The 15,553-nt window shown below is 62.2% G+C and carries 17 protein-coding genes and 1 tRNA gene; 4 read left to right on the top strand and 14 right to left on the bottom strand.

Going from position 1 to position 15,553, the window contains the following annotated elements; all coding sequences use genetic code 11:
• Positions 1–27: 27 nt before the first annotated feature.
• The 5 genes from ACYQ1P_RS10720 to recO form a co-directional block, all read right to left on the bottom strand.
• Positions 28–973 (bottom strand): IS630 family transposase gene (locus tag ACYQ1P_RS10720; RefSeq protein ID WP_460018340.1). Its coding sequence is split into 2 segments (ribosomal slippage): positions 28–633 and positions 635–973, totalling 945 coding nucleotides; the frame shifts between segments, so codons are not numbered across the junction.
• Between the two features lie 189 nt (positions 974–1,162).
• Complete coding sequence (locus ACYQ1P_RS10715; RefSeq protein ID WP_460020350.1) at positions 1,163–1,768, bottom strand: PEP-CTERM sorting domain-containing protein; 606 nt, start codon at positions 1,766–1,768, stop codon at positions 1,163–1,165.
• Positions 1,769–1,988: 220 nt separating this feature from the next.
• Positions 1,989–2,065, bottom strand: a tRNA-Arg gene (locus ACYQ1P_RS10710).
• 31 nt (positions 2,066–2,096) lie between these two features.
• A complete protein-coding gene (locus ACYQ1P_RS10705; protein WP_460020349.1) occupies positions 2,097–2,393 on the bottom strand; it encodes an ETC complex I subunit in 297 nt (98 codons plus the stop codon).
• Between the two features lie 81 nt (positions 2,394–2,474).
• On the bottom strand, positions 2,475–3,182 hold the full coding sequence (recO, locus tag ACYQ1P_RS10700) for a DNA repair protein RecO (protein ID WP_460020348.1): 708 nt from the start codon (positions 3,180–3,182) through the stop codon (positions 2,475–2,477).
• A 194-nt stretch (positions 3,183–3,376) separates the two neighbouring features.
• Between recO and ACYQ1P_RS10695 the strand changes: the two genes are divergently transcribed.
• Genes ACYQ1P_RS10695 through ACYQ1P_RS10680 form a run of 4 tightly spaced genes read left to right on the top strand, consistent with a single transcriptional unit; the run spans position 3,377 to position 7,409 of the window.
• Positions 3,377–4,831, top strand: coding sequence for a circularly permuted type 2 ATP-grasp protein (locus ACYQ1P_RS10695; protein WP_460020347.1), 1,455 nt, complete (start codon positions 3,377–3,379; stop codon positions 4,829–4,831).
• Positions 4,824–5,774 (top strand): alpha-E domain-containing protein, encoded by a 951-nt coding sequence (locus tag ACYQ1P_RS10690; RefSeq protein ID WP_460020346.1) that lies wholly within the window; start codon positions 4,824–4,826, stop codon positions 5,772–5,774. Before ACYQ1P_RS10695 ends, ACYQ1P_RS10690 begins: the two co-directional genes overlap by 8 nt.
• A gap of 15 nt (positions 5,775–5,789) precedes the next feature.
• Positions 5,790–6,611 carry a transglutaminase family protein gene (locus ACYQ1P_RS10685; RefSeq protein WP_460020345.1) on the top strand — a complete coding sequence of 274 codons (822 nt, stop codon included), beginning with the start codon at positions 5,790–5,792 and terminating at the stop codon, positions 6,609–6,611.
• Positions 6,612–6,662: 51 nt separating this feature from the next.
• Entirely contained in the window at positions 6,663–7,409 is a 747-nt protein-coding gene (locus tag ACYQ1P_RS10680) for a proteasome-type protease (RefSeq protein ID WP_460020344.1), read from the top strand.
• Here the strand turns inward: ACYQ1P_RS10680 and era are convergent, their stop codons facing one another.
• From era to fliI, 9 genes are all read right to left on the bottom strand, one after another.
• Positions 7,410–8,312, bottom strand: coding sequence for a GTPase Era (gene era / locus ACYQ1P_RS10675; RefSeq protein WP_460020343.1), 903 nt, complete (start codon positions 8,310–8,312; stop codon positions 7,410–7,412).
• The gene (gene rnc / locus ACYQ1P_RS10670) at positions 8,309–8,986 is read right to left on the bottom strand and encodes a ribonuclease III (protein ID WP_460020342.1); all 678 of its coding nucleotides are present in this window, start codon (positions 8,984–8,986) and stop codon (positions 8,309–8,311) included. Before rnc ends, era begins: the two co-directional genes overlap by 4 nt.
• The gene (gene lepB, locus ACYQ1P_RS10665; protein WP_460020341.1) at positions 8,983–9,768 is read right to left on the bottom strand and encodes a signal peptidase I; all 786 of its coding nucleotides are present in this window, start codon (positions 9,766–9,768) and stop codon (positions 8,983–8,985) included. The genes rnc and lepB overlap by 4 nt, the downstream gene beginning before the upstream one ends.
• 52 nt (positions 9,769–9,820) lie before the next feature.
• Positions 9,821–10,228 (bottom strand): holo-ACP synthase, encoded by a 408-nt coding sequence (acpS, locus tag ACYQ1P_RS10660; protein ID WP_460020340.1) that lies wholly within the window; start codon positions 10,226–10,228, stop codon positions 9,821–9,823.
• Complete coding sequence (locus ACYQ1P_RS10655; RefSeq protein ID WP_460020339.1) at positions 10,225–10,965, bottom strand: pyridoxine 5'-phosphate synthase; 741 nt, start codon at positions 10,963–10,965, stop codon at positions 10,225–10,227. Before ACYQ1P_RS10655 ends, acpS begins: the two co-directional genes overlap by 4 nt.
• 23 nt (positions 10,966–10,988) lie before the next feature.
• Entirely contained in the window at positions 10,989–13,160 is a 2,172-nt protein-coding gene (locus tag ACYQ1P_RS10650; protein WP_460020338.1) for a RelA/SpoT family protein, read from the bottom strand.
• 48 nt (positions 13,161–13,208) lie between these two features.
• A complete protein-coding gene (gene rpoZ, locus ACYQ1P_RS10645) occupies positions 13,209–13,598 on the bottom strand; it encodes a DNA-directed RNA polymerase subunit omega (protein WP_460020337.1) in 390 nt (129 codons plus the stop codon).
• Positions 13,599–13,703: 105 nt separating this feature from the next.
• Complete coding sequence (locus ACYQ1P_RS10640) at positions 13,704–14,135, bottom strand: hypothetical protein (protein ID WP_460020336.1); 432 nt, start codon at positions 14,133–14,135, stop codon at positions 13,704–13,706.
• Between the two features lie 3 nt (positions 14,136–14,138).
• Complete coding sequence (gene fliI / locus ACYQ1P_RS10635) at positions 14,139–15,518, bottom strand: flagellar protein export ATPase FliI (protein ID WP_460020335.1); 1,380 nt, start codon at positions 15,516–15,518, stop codon at positions 14,139–14,141.
• Positions 15,519–15,553 lie beyond the last annotated feature (35 nt).

The following is a 15,553-nucleotide window of genomic DNA, read 5'->3' as shown; positions in this document are numbered from 1 at the left end:
ACAGGAAATCTCTAGAGCGGGATGAATTTAGGTTGGTCCATATCCGGCGTTTCTGACGAGGTTGGCGCATTCCTGCGGCGGGAAGGCATCGAGTAGCCTTCCGATGGCCTCGCAGAGCGCATCGACGGTGCGCGCGGCCTCCTTGCGCAGCAGATGCTTGAGTTTGGCAAAGACCTGCTCGATGGGGTTCAGGTCGGGGGAGTATTTCGGCAGGAAGAACAGCTTGGCACCCGCGCCTCGGATGAGGCGGCGGATGGCTTCGCCCTTGTGGCTGCCGAGATTGTCCATGACCACGATATCGCCGGGCTTGAGGGTGGGGATGAGCACCTTCTCGACATAGACCCGGAAGCGTTCGCCATTGATCGGCCCGTCGAGAACCCAGGGCGCCTCAATGCGGTCGTGGCGGAGCGCGGCGAGGAAGGTCATGGTTTTCCAGTGGCCATACGGCACCTTGGCGTCGAGCCTTTGGCCGACCGGCGCCCATCCCCGGAGCGGCGCCATGTTGGTCTTGGTCCAGGTTTCGTCGATGAAGACTAGGCGATCAATGGCCACCCGGTCCTGATACGCCTTCCACTGTTCACGCTTACGCGCCACGTCGGGCCGATCCTGTTCCCTGGGAAGGACGCTTTTTTTTGAAACTCAGTTTTTCGGCATGCACGAATTCCCAGACGCTGCGGTAGTCGACCATCACCTTGCGCTCGGCCAGTTCCGCCACCAACCCACGCAACGTGAAGTCCTTCTCCTTGCACCGCTGGATAAGCCAATCACGGTGTTCTCCTCGGATTGTCTTCGGCCGGTTCCCTCCCATCTTGTCGGGCGCAACACTGCCCGTCTCGCGGAAACGGGTCACCCAGCGGATGACCGAACTGACACCAACGGCAAACCGCGCCGCGGCCTGGTGCCGAGAGAGGCCGCCTTCCTCAACGGCGGCGACCACACGCTCGCGGAGATCGTTCGAATAGGGTTTCGTCATCCATACTGGCCTCCTTTTCCAGCCAGTATGTTGAATCAGAATTGCGAGACTTTGGGAATCCCCTTTCGATTCACTCCGGCTTCATCCCGCTCTAATTCAAACCAGCGCCACCGCCGCGAAAATCAACGGCACGGCACTCAGGGCCCCGACCAGGGTTCCGACCCAGAACGGCGTCGAGAGGTGCATGGTTCAGGCCGCCTTGCGCCGGCGCAACCAGCCGAGACCGAGCAGACCGCTGCCGAACAGGGCCAGGGAGGCCGGCTCGGGGACTTGTTCGGCATTCAGGCTGAGGTCGTCGATCAGGAAATAGTTGCCGAAGCCCAGGCGCAACTCGTCGATCGCCCCGCTCTGCCCGGCATAGAATTCATAGCTGCCGTTCAGGCTCGTCGCCACGCTCCACACCAGCGCGCCGTTGTTGTAGCCCTGAAGGGTCCCGAACAGGCTGTCCGTTCCGCCGGAGTCGGGAGCGGTGGCCCACCGTTTCGCCCAGAGTCCGTCGAAGGTGAAATCGCTGTTATCGGCGGCGGTGACCACGCCGACCCCGCCATTGTTATTGAGCAGACCGAACTCGCCGCTATGGGCGCCAAAGTTCCAGCCAGACCCCACCAGGTCGATCCAGTCCAAAGTGTAGGAAAAATTGAAGCCCTGATAGGTCGGCATGTCGCCAACCCCGTTGGCCGTGCTGCCCGGCACATCGTCAAAGGTCAGCAGCGCGGCATTGGCCTGCGCCCCCAACAGCAACGAGGACAGCACAACGGCAATCGCCTTGAATTTGGACATACGCGCTGAAAACATCAAAATCTCCCGTGGATATCGTTCCATAGATGAGGACCAAATGCCCTTAATCCATAAACAAAGCAACTCACATGCCAAAAAATAAATACATCATATTATCAACACCTTAAATGGAACCGCCCGGAGCCCCCCACGCCAACATGTAAAACTTTCTGACGGCCTTGGCACGGCGGACAACAAAAAAGCCCGCGATAAAGCGAGCTGAGAATCAAACCCTTTTTGGCGACCCCGAGAGGATTCGAACCTCTGACCTGCGGATTAGAAGTCCGCTGCTCTATCCAGCTGAGCTACGGGGCCTTTGGGGGGGGGAATGCGCCGGGGAGGAGGATCAGCGGACCTGGTCCCATTTGAATTTATCGGCATAGTTCTTGACGATGACCCGGCGCGGCTGCGGCGTGACACAACGGTAGGTCAGGCCGTTGCGCTGGGCATAGGCGATGGCGTCTTCCCGGTTGGCGAACTTGAGCTTGACCTGACTCTGGGTATCGCTCGATCCGATCCAGCCGATCATCCTATCGGCCGCCCGGGGCGCCGAGGCCTCGTATTCCAACAGCCATTTCTGACAGTTTCCGCGCCCGGACTGCATGGGATTCTTGGCGGGTTGATAAATCACGACATCGGTCATGGCGGTGTTCCTCGGTTACGGCATGTCCCTGCTCAAAAAGCATATACCATGGCTCCGGGCACGATACCAGAGGGCCGCCGCTCAGAACTTTTCGAGCAGCCGTCGCCGCGCCGCCGGGAGACCCTGTTCCTGAAACAGATGGCGGTTCAGGAAATAACCGGTGAGGTCGAGCCCCTGGCGAATCTCCGTCCCCTGCCCGACTGCGCCTTCGTGCAGCAGAAAGGGCGGCAGAACCAACAGCCGCTCCTTGTAGGGCGCGCCGGCCGCCATCGACACCGCCCGTCCGCTTTTCGGCGAGACGTACCGCAGATCCGAGGTTTGTCCGGTGGCGGCGCATTGGCGCAGATCCAGCCCGAACCCCAGTTCCGCCAGCAGCCCCAGTTCCCATTTCACGTAAGCCCCGGCCCAGGGACCGTCGGCCACCAACAGATCGAGCCACAGATCCAGCGCCTGTTGCACCCCCGGATGGGGCTCGCGCTCGGGCAGGCAACTTTCGACCAGGGCACAGGCGCTGCTCAGGGCGGCCAGCCGCAACGGGTCGGACAGCACGAACGCCGTCACCGCGCCGGTCGGCTCCAGGGTCCAGGTCCCCAGATGCTCCGACAGCCGGGCCCGCCAGCGTACCCGCACCCGATTGCCAACCTGCACCACGCCACGCAGACGCGGCCCCGTCGCGCCACGCAACAAACCGACGCAGCGCCCGTGCTGGCACGTCAATACCCCGACAATGGCCGAACTTTCGCCATGTCGCCGCACCGAAATGATCTGTCCGTCATCGCTCCATTCCATGGGGCATCTTAGACCGGACAAGACCCTGTGCCATGTTCAATTTTTGCGCATATGACTGGCATCCTGACACAAAAAGTTTATAAATTAGGCAACCAGGGGTGCCGCGGACGGCAAAAGCCAGCCAAAAGGTGGCATTGGAATTGCTTTATTCTCCCTGAGAGTCTTTCTACGATCCAATGCTGATCAGGTGTTCCATGACCGTAGCCCCCGCCGCCCTGAGTGAATTTTTCGATGAACTCGTGCGACCGGACGGCAGTCCGCGACCGGGCATGCAGCAACTGGCCGATTGGATGATCGCCGCGCCGCGCGACATGCTGAAGGTCCGCCAGACGGAGGCCGAAGCCCTGTTCCGCCGCATCGGTATCACCTTTGCGGTCTATGGCGAGGGCGGCGACCCGGAACGGCTGATCCCCTTCGACATCGTGCCCCGGGTCCTGCTGGCCAACGAATGGGCGTTGCTGTCCCGCGGCCTGGAACAACGGGTCAAGGCCCTCAACATGTTCCTGCACGATGTCTATCACGACCGGGAGATCCTTGCCGTAGGCAAGATTCCCGAACGGCTGGTGCTGCTGAACAAGGCCTATCAACCGGAAATGCGCGGCGTCAAGGTGCCCGGCGGCGTCTATACCCATATCGCCGGCATTGATCTGGTGCGCACCGGTCCGGAAGAATTCTATGTGCTGGAGGACAACACCCGCACCCCGTCGGGGGTCTCCTACATGCTGCAAAACCGCGAAGTGATGATGCGGCTGTTCCCCGACCTGTTCGGCCGCCATCAGGTGGCCCCGGTCGAACATTATCCCGACGACCTGCACGCCAGCCTGCGCTCGGTCGCCCCGCCCGCCTGCGACGGGGAACCGACGGTGGTGGTCATGTCGCCCGGGCTCTACAACTCCGCCTATTACGAACATACCTTTCTGGCCGACAAGATGGGGGTGGAGTTGGTCGAGGGCCAGGACCTGTTCGTCAAGAACAACCTGGTCTACATGCGCACCACCCACGGCCCGCAGCGGGTCGACGTGATCTATCGCCGGATCGACGACGCCTTTCTCGACCCCCTCACCTTTCGCCCGGACAGTGCCCTCGGCCTGCCCGGCTTGATGAATGTCTATCGTTCCGGCGGCGTGACCCTGGCCAACGCGGTGGGCGGCGGCATCGCCGACGACAAGGCGATTTACATGTATGTACCGGAGATGATCCGCTTTTACATGAACGAGGAACCGATCCTGAAGAACGTCCCCACCTACTGGTGCGCCCGTGACGACGATTTCAAATATGTCATCGAACATCTGCATGAGCTGGTGGTCAAGGAGGTGGCGGGCTCTGGCGGCTACGGGATGCTGGTCGGTCCCAAGGCGACGGCGGAGGAACGAACGGCCTATGCGGAGCGCATCAAGGCCGATCCCGGCGAGTTCATCGCCCAACCCACCCTCGCCCTGTCCACCTGCCCGACCTTCGTCGCCGACGGCTACGCGCCGCGTCATGTGGATCTGCGCCCCTATGTGCTGGTCGGGGCGGACAAGATCCGGCTGGTCCCCGGCGGCCTGACCCGGGTCGCCATGCGCGCCGGGTCGTTGGTGGTTAACTCGTCCCAGGGCGGCGGCACCAAGGATACCTGGGTCCTTGAAGGAGGGCCGTCCGATGCTTAGTCGTACCGCCGCCAACCTTTATTGGATGGGCCGTTACATGGAACGGGCCGAGAATCTCGCCCGCATCCTCGAAGTGGGCTACCGCATGAGCCAGATGCCCGACCTGGAAGGCGGCGGCACCCGCAACGAATGGCGCTCCGCCGCCGTCACCGCCGCCTGCGAGGAGGAACTGCTCGAAAAACACGACGAGGCGACACTGGAAAGCGTCATCGCCTACATCATCCTCGACGAGGACAACCCGTCATCCATTCACAACTGCCTGAAAACCGCCCGCACCAACGGCCGCGCCGTGCGCACCGCGTTGACCAGTGAAATCTGGGAATGCCTCAACGACAGTTGGCTGGAATTCAACGGCCAGTGGCGGTCCTCCATCACCCGCGACGGCCTGCTGGGCTTTCTCGATTGGGTCAAGACCCGCACCACGTTGTTTCGCGGGGCGATGCTCGGCACCATGCTGCGGGATCAGGCCTATGCCTTCATCAATGTCGGCGTGTTCCTGGAACGGGCCGACAACACGGCGCGCATTCTCGACGTGAAATACCATGTGCTGCTTCCGGCTGGCGATCCGGTCGGCGGTTCGGTGGACTATTATCAATGGACAACGGTGCTGCGCTCGGTCTCGGCGCTCGGGTCTTACCACTGGCTCAACCGCGAAACCATCCAGCCCTGGCTGGTCGCCGAACTGTTGATCCTGCGCGAGGAGATGCCCCGCTCCCTGGTCTATTCCCTGTCCCAGGTGGTGCGCTTTTTGGAGGATATCCAAGGCGGGCACGGAGAACGCCACGACTGCCACCGATTGGCCGGGCGGCTTTATTCCCAGCTCTCCTACAGCAAAATTGACGATGTGTTCAAAAACGGCCTGCATGAGTATCTGGAAGACTTTCTGGAACGCAACGCCAGGCTCGGCGACGAAATCTCCGACAACTACCATTTCTACCTCTAGGGCGGGACTTCGGACATGCAGATCACCATCGACCACGAAACCGTCTACCGCTACGAGACGCCGGTCACCTATTCGATCCAAAGCCTGCGCCTGACCCCGCAAACCTTCGACGGACAGAATCTCCGGCAATGGTCGGTCGAGGCCCCCGGGGCCGGGATGTTGCAGGGCTTCACCGACAGCTTCGGCAATGTCACCCATACCTTGGTCATCGACCGCCCACATCAGGAAGTGCGCATCCGGGTGCGGGGAAGGGTCTCCACCACCGACACCAATGGTGTGGTGACCGGCACCAACGAACCCTTTCCGCCGCTGTTCTTTCTGCGCGCCACGGAACTGACCAAGGCCGACGGAGCCATCCGCGCCCTCGCCCGGGCCGCCCACAGCGCGTCGAAAAACGACCTGGATTGCCTGCATCAACTGATGGAAATGCTGCATGAGTCCCTTGAGTATCAGGTCGGCGAAACCGACGCCCTGACCACTGCCGCCGAAGCCCTGGGCAAGGGGGTCGGTGTCTGTCAAGACCATGCCCATGTGTTCATCGCCGGTGCCCGCTCGCTGGACATTCCGGCGCGCTACGTCTCGGGATATCTGCTGCAAACGGAAACCGGCGCGGAAAGCCAGGCGGCCCATGCCTGGGCCGAAGCCCTGGTCCCCGATCTCGGCTGGGTCGCCTTCGACGTGACCAATCTGATCTGCGCCTCGGACCGCTATGTGCGGGTCGGCGTCGGGCTGGATTATCGGGAAGCCTCACCGGTGCGCGGCGTGCGTCAGGGCGGCGGCGCGGAAGACATGGCCGTCTCGGTGCGGGTATCGCAAAGTGATGGCGCATCCCAATAACGGCGGCTAGAGTTCTTATCACAACCGGCGACGATTCAGCGAGAACCGAACATGACCTATTGCGTGGCCCTTTTTCTCGACGAGGGATTGGTGATGCTGGCCGATACCCGGACCAACGCCGGGGTGGACAACATCTCCAAATATTCGAAAACCTATACCTGGGAAAAGCCCGGCGAGCGGGTCATCGTGCTGATGACGGCGGGCAATCTGGCCATCACCCAGGCGGTGACCAATCTGATCGAAGAGGGGCTGCCGCCCAGCGACGATCCCGACGGCGCACTTGAGACCATGCTCAACGTGCCGTCGCTGTTCCAGGCGGCCCGTCTGGTCGGCCGCGCCGTGCGTCAGGTCCATGCCGAGGATGCCGAGGCCTTGAAGGCGCAGGACATGTCGTTCAACGCCTCGTTCCTGCTCGGCGGCCAATTGGCCGGGCGGACCATGCGGGTGTTTCAGATCTATGCGGCGGGCAATTTCATTGCCGCCACCGAGGACACCCCGTTTCTGCAAATCGGCGAGCACAAGTATGGCAAGCCGATCCTCGACCGCGCCTTGGCCTACGGGGAGACCAAGATCGACGACGGGGTCAAACTGGCCTTGTTGTCCATGGATTCGACGGTGCGCTCCAACCTTTCGGTGGGTTTCCCGCTCGATCTGGTGGTCTATCGCAAAGACAGCCTGAAGATCCAGCAACGGACCCGCATTGAGGAAAACGATCCCTATTTCCTGGACATTTCAGCCCGCTGGTCGGAAGCCCTGCGTTCCGCCTACCTCGACCTGCCGCCGCCGGACTGGACCTGATCAGGCGTCGAAGTCCAACCCCCACTCACTGAACCGCTCGCGGTCGTCGCCCCAGCCTTCGCGCACCTTGACGAACAGGAACAGGTGGATTTTCTGCTCCAGCAGATGTTCCAGTTCCTGCCGTGCCGAAGCACCGATGGACTTGATCATCTGGCCGCCCTTGCCGAGCACGATGCCCTTCTGACCGTCGCGCTGCACATAGATCACTTGCCGTACCTCGGCGCTGCCGTCGGGGCGCTCCTGCCACAGCTCGGTTTCCACCGCCACCTGATAGGGCAATTCCTGTTGCAGGCGCATGAAGATCTTTTCGCGCGTCACCTCGGCGGCCAACAGCCGGACCGGCATGTCGGAAATCTGGTCTTCGGGGAACATCCAGGGTCCGGCGTTCACATGGCCCCCGAGGAAGGCGGCCAGGTCCTCGACCCCGTCCCCGGTCAGGGCCGAGACCATGAAGATTTCGGAAAACAGGCCGGTTTCGTTCAATTGGTCGATCAGCAGCAGCAGGTCGGGTTTTTTGACCAGATCCACCTTATTGAGCACCAGCAGGACCTGTCGCCCGCCGTCCTTCAGCCGATCGAGAATGCGCCGGGTATCCGGGTCGATTCCGCGTGCCGAATCGACCAGCAGAAGGGCCATGTCGGCATCCGACGCGCCGCCCCAGGCCGCCGCCACCATGGCCCGGTCGAGCCGCCGCTTGGGCTCGAAAATGCCCGGCGTGTCGATGAACACGAGTTGCGCCGGACCCTCCATGCGAATCCCCAGAACCCGGCTGCGGGTGGTTTGCACCTTGGGCGAGACGATGGAAACCTTGGCCCCCACCAACTGGTTGAGCAGGGTCGATTTGCCGACGTTGGGCGCGCCGAGAATGGCGATAAAGCCGCAACGGCTGTCGCTGTCGTTCATGACGCCTCCGTTTGAGCCAGGAGCAGTTCCGCCGCCGCCTGTTCAGCGACCCGCTTAGAGCCCCCCTTGGCGGTGGCGCGGCCCAATCCGTCCACCGTGACCTCGATGGTGAAGAGCGGCGCATGGGACGGGCCGTGACGGGATACTTCGCAATATTGGGGCAACGGCTTGCCGCGCCCCTGCGCCCATTCCTGAAGCGCGGTTTTCGCATCCTTGGGCGGTTGCGGATCGGCCGCCACCAGCGGCGCCCAATGACGGCGCACAAAGGCCGCCGCCACCGCAAGACCGCCATCCAGATACAGGGCGGCAATCAGCGCCTCGCAGGCATCGGCCAGCAGGGCCGGATTTTCTCGTCCGCTGCCGTCTTCCGACGCCGCCACCTGAAGATACCGCCCCAGGTCCAGTCCGGTTGCCACCTGCGCCAGGGCCGGACGGCTGACCACGGCGGCCAGACGACGGGCCAGAGCACCTTCGTCTTCCTGCGGAAATTGGTGATACAGGGTCTCGGCAATGACCAGCCCCAGAATTCGGTCGCCCAAAAATTCCAGACGTTCGTTGGAGGCGGTGCCGCTGACCAGACTGGCATGGGTCAGGGCGTTGGTGAGCAGCGTCGGGTCGGCGAACACATGGTCAATCGCCCGCTGCAATTCCCCATGAGGTCCCGAGGCGCTCAATGGATTCCCATGAAAAAGCGGTCGTAACGCAGACTGCCGAACAATTTCCAGACTTCGTACCAGGCCATGTCATCGGTCTTGGAGAAGAACATCAGGTCCGCCCGTCCGACCAGATTTTCCACCGGGATGAACCCCACATCGGGAAAGCGGCTGTCGGTGGAGTTGTCGCGATTGTCGCCCATGCCGAAATAATGACCCTCGGGCACGATGAACACTTCCGTGTTGTCGGCCGGTCCGTGGTCGCCCCAGGCTTCCAGAATGCGATGCTCCACCCCGTTGGGCAGGGTCTCGATATATTGCGGAATACGCCGCACGTTGCCGTCGGTGCTGTGATCCACGAAATCCTCGATCCGCTTGCGCACCACCGGCTCGCCATTGATGTGCAGAATCCCGCGCACCACCTGCAACCGATCTCCGGGCAGGCCGATGAGGCGCTTGATGTAGTCCTGGCTGGTATCGGTGGGCTTGCGGAATACCGCCACGTCGCCGCGCTGCGGCTCGCTGAACAGAATACGGCCCGGAATCAACGGCAACCCGAAGGGCAATGAATAACGGCTATAGCCATAGGACAGCTTGGAGACGAACAGATGATCGCCGATCAGCAGGGTCGGGATCATGGAACCGGACGGGATGCTGAACGGTTCATAGGCAAAGGTGCGGATCAACACGGCGATACCCAGCGCGTAGACCACGGTGCGAAAGGTCTCGCCCCAATCGCTGCCCGCCGCCTTGGCGGCTCCCGCCGCTTCACTGGCATTCCCGTCCGGAAGATCGTTCATCATATACGCCATCTGTTGGTTTGCGGGCTGATCAATACAGGCCTCAGGATTTCTGTCAAGCCATGGTCCCGGAGATGGCGGAAATCACCACCACCGCCTGGGCCAGGGGATACTCGTCACTGAGCGACAGATCAATGCGCGGCACCATGCCCGCCGGGACCATCTCTGCCAGATGCGCCGCCGCGCCACCGGTCAGGGTCAGCGTCGGCTGCCCCGACGGCAGATTGCCGGTCGCCAGATCGCGCCAGAAGACTCCCTGCCGGAACCCGGTCCCCAGGGCTTTGGCACAGGCTTCCTTGGCGGCGAAGGCCTTGGCGAAGGCCGCAGCGGGATGTACCCGGCGAAAGCATTTCTGTTTTTCCATTTCGGTGAAAACCCGATCAACAAAGCGATCTCCGAAGCGCGCCAAAGACTTCTCGATACGGGTGATATCCGTCAAATCCGTGCCGACCCCCAGAATCATCCGCGACCCCGCCCGGCATCCATGCGCCGCCGCATTTCCAGCAATGACGCCTCGAAGCCGACGAAAATTGCCTCGCCGACCAGAAAATGCCCGATGTTGAGTTCGACAATCGTCGGAATGGCCGCCACCGGTTCCACCGTGTCATAGGTCAGACCGTGCCCGGCATGACATTCCAGGCCCAGGTCCTCGGCGATGGCAGCAGCTTCGACAATGCGCTGCAATTGTGCCGCCCGCTGTTCCGAGTCCTCGGCATCGCAATAGGCCCCGGTATGCAACTCGACCACCGGGGCGGCCAATTTCCGCGCCGCTTCGATCTGTGCCCGCTCCGGCTCGATGAACAGCGACACCCGCACACCGGCCTCGGCCAGACGGGCGACGATGGGCTGCAAATGGGCGAATCCCCCCTCCGCGTCCAGGCCGCCCTCGGTGGTCCGCTCCTCGCGCTTTTCGGGCACGATGCAGGCGGCATGCGGCTTGTGGCGCAGGGCAATGGTCAGCATTTCCTCGGTCGCCGCCATTTCCAGATTCAGCGGCAGGTCGATGTCGCAGACCAGGCGCGTGATATCGACGTCGGAAATATGGCGGCGATCCTCACGCAGGTGCGCCGTGATGCCGTCGGCGCCGGCCCGCGCCGCCAGTTCCGCCGCCCGCACCGGGTCCGGATGGCGTCCGCCGCGGGCGTTGCGAATGGTCGCCACGTGGTCGATATTCACGCCAAGGCGCAAGGGTCGGCTCATGGTCCTTCTCCATCGGCCTCGGGCTAGCCCCGGGCCCGATCCACGGAATTGATCACGGGCGAGGCACGCAGGGCCGCGATGATGTTGATCAGGTGTTTGACGTCCTGGACTTCTATATCCACCAACATATCAAAAAAATCCAAAGATCTTTTGGTGATTTTGAGATTGGAGATGTTGCCATGGTTCTTGGCGATCAGGGTGGAGACGGCCCCCAGGCTGCCCACTTCGTTGGCCAGGGTGATGCGAATCCGCCCCACATGATCTTCCTTGGTCTCGTCCCGATCCCAGGACACATCCAGCCAGCGTTCCGGCTCGTCGGAGTAGGAGGCCAGATTTTCGCAGTCGATGGTGTGGATGGTCACACCCTTACCGGTGGTGATGATGCCGACGATGCGGTCACCGGGCAGGGGATGACAACAGCCCGCGTAATGCACCGCCATGCCGGGGATCATGCCCTTGATCGGCACGCCCTGGTCTTTGTCCTTGTCCTTGTCGCGGCTCAGGCGCTGGCGGACCCGGGCCAGGGGCAGTGCCCGACGCAGACGATGCTTGAAGTCGTCGCGGGTGCCCGGATAGACCGCGTGCAGGACGTCGCGGGCCGGCACGATCCCGGCCCCCACCTCGGCGCACAGATCCTCGACGCTTTGCACCTTGAACCGCTTGAGAGTCTGCTCCAGGCCCTTCTCCGACATCTCATAGCCTTCGTCGCGGAAAGAATTTTTCAGCATCGAATGGCCGAGGCTGGCATATTGCTGCCGCTGCTGCACCCGGGTCAGACGGCGAATGCGCGCCCGGGCCTTGCCGGAGACCACGAACTGTTCCCATTCGGGAGACGGCGTCTGGGCGCGGGAGGTGACGATTTCCACCTGATCGCCATTTTTCAATGCCGTGCGCAGCGGCACCATGCGTCCGTTGACCTTCGCCCCGACGCAGGTATCGCCGATTTCCGAGTGCACCGCGTAGGCGAAATCCACCGGGGTGGCGGAACTGGGCAGATTGATGATGTCGCCCTTGGGGGTGAAGCAGAACACCTGATCCTCGAACATCTCCAGCTTGGTATGTTCGAGAAACTCCTCCGGCCCGGCGGCATGTTCCAGAATATCCAGCAACTCGCGAAGCCAGCGATAGCGGCGCCCCTCGGTGCTGCCCAGCCCCTGTTTGTAGTCCCAATGGGCGGCGACGCCGTTTTCCGCCACGTCATGCATGTCGAGGGTGCGCACCTGCACCTCGATGCGATGCTTCAACGGTCCGATGACCGAGGTGTGCAGGGATTTGTAGCCGTTGGGTTTCGGCGTGCTGATGTAGTCCTTGAAGCGCCCCGGCACCACCGGATATTTGCGGTGAATGGTGCCCAGGGCCCGATAGCATTCCTCCACATCGGCAACCAGCACCCGAAAAGCCATGATGTCAGACAACTGCTCGAAGCCCACATCCTTGCGCTGCATCTTGCGCCAGATGGAATAGGGCGATTTCTCGCGCCCCGAAACGGTCACCTTCAGCCCGCCGTCGGCACAGACCTTTTCCAGCTCCGCCAGCACCCGCGGCACCAGATCCTCGTCATGCTCGCGCAGGAAATGCAATCGGGCCAGAATGGATTCCCGGGCCTCCGGATTGAGTTCGGCGAAGGACAGGTCCTCCAGCTCGTTCTTCAATTCCTGCATGCCCAGCCGTTCCGCCAACGGGGCGTAAATCTCCATGGTTTCCAGGGCGATGCGACGGCGCTTTTCGGGTTTGCCCACAAAGCCCAGGGTGCGCATGTTGTGCAGTCGGTCGGCCAGTTTGACCAGCAGCACCCGGATGTCGTCGGACATGGCCAGCACCAGTTTGCGGAAATTCTCCGCCTGGGTATTGGCCTGATCGGTGCCCTGGGGCAATTCGATGCGGGTCAACTTGGTCACCCCATCGACCAGCCGTCCGATATCCTCGCCGAAATGCGCGATGACGTCATCCAGCGAGGCCTCGGTATCCTCGATGGTGTCATGCAGCAAGGCGGTGATGATCGAGGCCGTGTCCAGCCGGTAGCCGGTCAGGATGCCCGCCACCTCAAGGGGATGGGAAAAATAGGGGTCGCCCGAGGCCCGTTTCTGCGCCCCGTGGGCTTTCATGGCAAAGACGTAGGCGCGGTTGAGGGCGTCCTCGTCGGCATTTTGGTCGTAGGCTTTGACCCGTTCCACCAGTTCGAACTGACGGATCATGGTGTTGTCCCGAATTCAGGGCAAGCCCCCCCGACAGGGGTCGAACGATCAGAGGTCCGTGTCACCCTCATCCGACTCCTCGGCCATGGCATCGTCCTGAATGGACAGAACATCCTCGGCAATTTCTTCGCTGGCGGTCGGCGTAATCTCGTCCACAAGATCCTGGGAGACGGCCAACAGGTCCATCTCTTCCTCGTTCGGCTCGTCGTTTTCCACATGCCGTTGCAGGCCCTGAACCAGGCTGCTTTCCAGAGCCCCCAGGTCGAGCGTCTCGTCGGCGATCTCGCGCAGCGCCACCACCGGGTTCTTGTCGTTGTCCCGGTCAATGGTCAGCGGTGCCCCGGCGGAAATGTTGCGCGCCCGCTGGGCGGCCATCATGACCAGCTCGAAACGGTTGGGGACCTGGAGAATGCAGTCTTCGACGGTAACGCGTGCCATGGCTTGATCGGGCTCCTTGAACGTCGGGATTGGGCGGCTGAATCGGGCTGGGCACTATATACGTCCCCAGCCCCGCAAGGCAAGAGCGGGAAAAGTGGAAAGAACCTATCCGTTTTCTTCCACTTTCAACAGATGGGAGCGCATGCCGATTTCGTCAAGCTGCGCCTGCTCCCGGCGGTTTTCTTCTTGGCGCAGGCGGGCGTCCCGCAGACGCTGGCTTTCCTCGTAGCTTTTGAGGTCCAGATAGGCATCACCGAGATGGGCCTGCGCCTCCTCCACCAGCGCTTCCGCCTCGGCCGTGGCCTTGATCAGTTCCTCGCGACGCAGAATCACGCCCTCGGCAAAGGGGCCGTAGGTCAGGGCATATTCGGGCATTCGGGCGGCGAGCTTCTGCTCCCTGAGCACCGACTCTTCCAGTTGTCGGCGTTCCTCTTCCAGCCGATACAGCATCTCCAGACGCTCCCCGAGCACCCGCCGCCGTTCATCGACCGTGAACTGGGCCAGACGAATCAGCGTATGGAGATCCTTTTCGGCCATGCCTTATTTGGCCTCGGGCTTCGGATTCGACGGGGCAATGACCGGCTGGTCGCCATAAGCCTCACCGAGGATCAAGGCCAGCATCTTATAGCCGTCCTCCAACGAAACTTTCTGCCGCATGTCCTGGGCCAGGAAAGCTTCCAGGGCCTCATAATAAACAATGGCTTCATCCACCGCCGCGTCGGTACCCCGGCGATAGGCCCCCAAACGGATCAGTTCGGCCATGTCCTCATAAGTGGCGAGCAGCTTGCGGGCGCGCGCCACCAGACGATTCTGTGGCTCGGTGTTGCAGTCGGGCAGAGTTCGCGACACGCTGCGCAACACATTGATCGCTGGATAACGGCCCCGCTCGGCAATGGCCCGATCCAACACCACATGACCATCGAGAATGCCGCGCACCGCATCGGAGATCGGTTCGTTGTGATCGTCCCCCTCGACCAGGACAGTGAACAGGCCGCTGATCGAGCCCTGCCCCTCGCCCCCTGGCCCGGCCCGTTCCAGCAGTTGCGGCAATTCGGCGAACACGGTCGGGGTGTAGCCCTTGCTGGCCGGAGGCTCCCCGGCGGACAGGGAGATTTCCCGCTGCGCCATGGCGAACCGGGTGACGCTGTCCATCAGACAGAGCACGTCATGCCCCTGATCGCGAAAGTATTCGGCCACGGCCATGGTCATATAGGCAGCCTGACGGCGCACCAGGGCCGGTTCGTCGGAGGTGGCGACCACCAACACGCTGCGCTTCAGCCCCTCCTCGCCCAGGTCGTCCTCGATGAATTCGCGGGCCTCGCGTCCCCGTTCGCCAATCAGACCAATCACACTAATATCGGCTTCCGTATGTTTGGCCATCATCGAGAGCAGACTCGACTTACCCACACCGGAGCCGGAAAAGATGCCCATGCGCTGACCCCGACAGCAGGTCAAGAACGTGTTCATCGCCCGCACGCCCAGATCAATCTTGTCGCCCACCCGCTGGCGGCTGTGGGCCGGGGGCGGCCGGTTGCGCACCGGATAGGCGCGCTGTCCCGACGACATGGGCCCCTTGCCATCCACCGCCTCACCGAAGGCATTGACCACCCGTCCGAGCCATTGGCCGTCGGGATAGATGACCGGCTCGGTCACCCCCAATTCGGCGCGACAGCCCAGGGCCACGCCGTCCAGGTGCCCGAAGGGCAATAGCAATGCCTTGCCGTGGCGGAATCCGACCACTTCACAGATAATGCGCCGTTCGTTGCGCCCCACCACCCGGCAATGGTCGCCGATGGACAAGGCCCCCTTCATGCCGCCCAGTTCCACCAGCATGCCCTGGACCCCCGACACACGCCCATAGACCTGATGATCCGGCAGGCGTTCGATCTCGCGAATCAGGCTTTTCACATGCAGCGTCATGGCAGGCCTCCAGGTATCCCGGTTATTTTCCAGGA

This window comes from Magnetospira thiophila, assembly GCF_054657015.1.
This window is presented reverse-complemented; position numbering and strand designations above follow the sequence as displayed.

What these genes read in the sequence shown, in the direction of transcription:
- ACYQ1P_RS10715 (WP_460020350.1), bottom strand. Translation starts at nt 1,768, where the DNA reads ATGTTTTCAGCGCGTATGTCCAAATTCAAGGCGATTGCCGTTGTGCTG.
- ACYQ1P_RS10705 (WP_460020349.1), bottom strand. Translation starts at nt 2,393, where the DNA reads ATGACCGATGTCGTGATTTATCAACCCGCCAAGAATCCCATGCAGTCC.
- recO (WP_460020348.1), bottom strand. Translation starts at nt 3,182, where the DNA reads ATGGAATGGAGCGATGACGGACAGATCATTTCGGTGCGGCGACATGGC.
- ACYQ1P_RS10695 (WP_460020347.1), top strand. Translation starts at nt 3,377, where the DNA reads ATGACCGTAGCCCCCGCCGCCCTGAGTGAATTTTTCGATGAACTCGTG.
- ACYQ1P_RS10690 (WP_460020346.1), top strand. Translation starts at nt 4,824, where the DNA reads ATGCTTAGTCGTACCGCCGCCAACCTTTATTGGATGGGCCGTTACATG.
- ACYQ1P_RS10685 (WP_460020345.1), top strand. Translation starts at nt 5,790, where the DNA reads ATGCAGATCACCATCGACCACGAAACCGTCTACCGCTACGAGACGCCG.
- ACYQ1P_RS10680 (WP_460020344.1), top strand. Translation starts at nt 6,663, where the DNA reads ATGACCTATTGCGTGGCCCTTTTTCTCGACGAGGGATTGGTGATGCTG.
- era (WP_460020343.1), bottom strand. Translation starts at nt 8,312, where the DNA reads ATGAACGACAGCGACAGCCGTTGCGGCTTTATCGCCATTCTCGGCGCG.
- lepB (WP_460020341.1), bottom strand. Translation starts at nt 9,768, where the DNA reads ATGATGAACGATCTTCCGGACGGGAATGCCAGTGAAGCGGCGGGAGCC.
- acpS (WP_460020340.1), bottom strand. Translation starts at nt 10,228, where the DNA reads ATGATTCTGGGGGTCGGCACGGATTTGACGGATATCACCCGTATCGAG.
- ACYQ1P_RS10655 (WP_460020339.1), bottom strand. Translation starts at nt 10,965, where the DNA reads ATGAGCCGACCCTTGCGCCTTGGCGTGAATATCGACCACGTGGCGACC.
- ACYQ1P_RS10650 (WP_460020338.1), bottom strand. Translation starts at nt 13,160, where the DNA reads ATGATCCGTCAGTTCGAACTGGTGGAACGGGTCAAAGCCTACGACCAA.
- rpoZ (WP_460020337.1), bottom strand. Translation starts at nt 13,598, where the DNA reads ATGGCACGCGTTACCGTCGAAGACTGCATTCTCCAGGTCCCCAACCGT.
- ACYQ1P_RS10640 (WP_460020336.1), bottom strand. Translation starts at nt 14,135, where the DNA reads ATGGCCGAAAAGGATCTCCATACGCTGATTCGTCTGGCCCAGTTCACG.
- fliI (WP_460020335.1), bottom strand. Translation starts at nt 15,518, where the DNA reads ATGACGCTGCATGTGAAAAGCCTGATTCGCGAGATCGAACGCCTGCCG.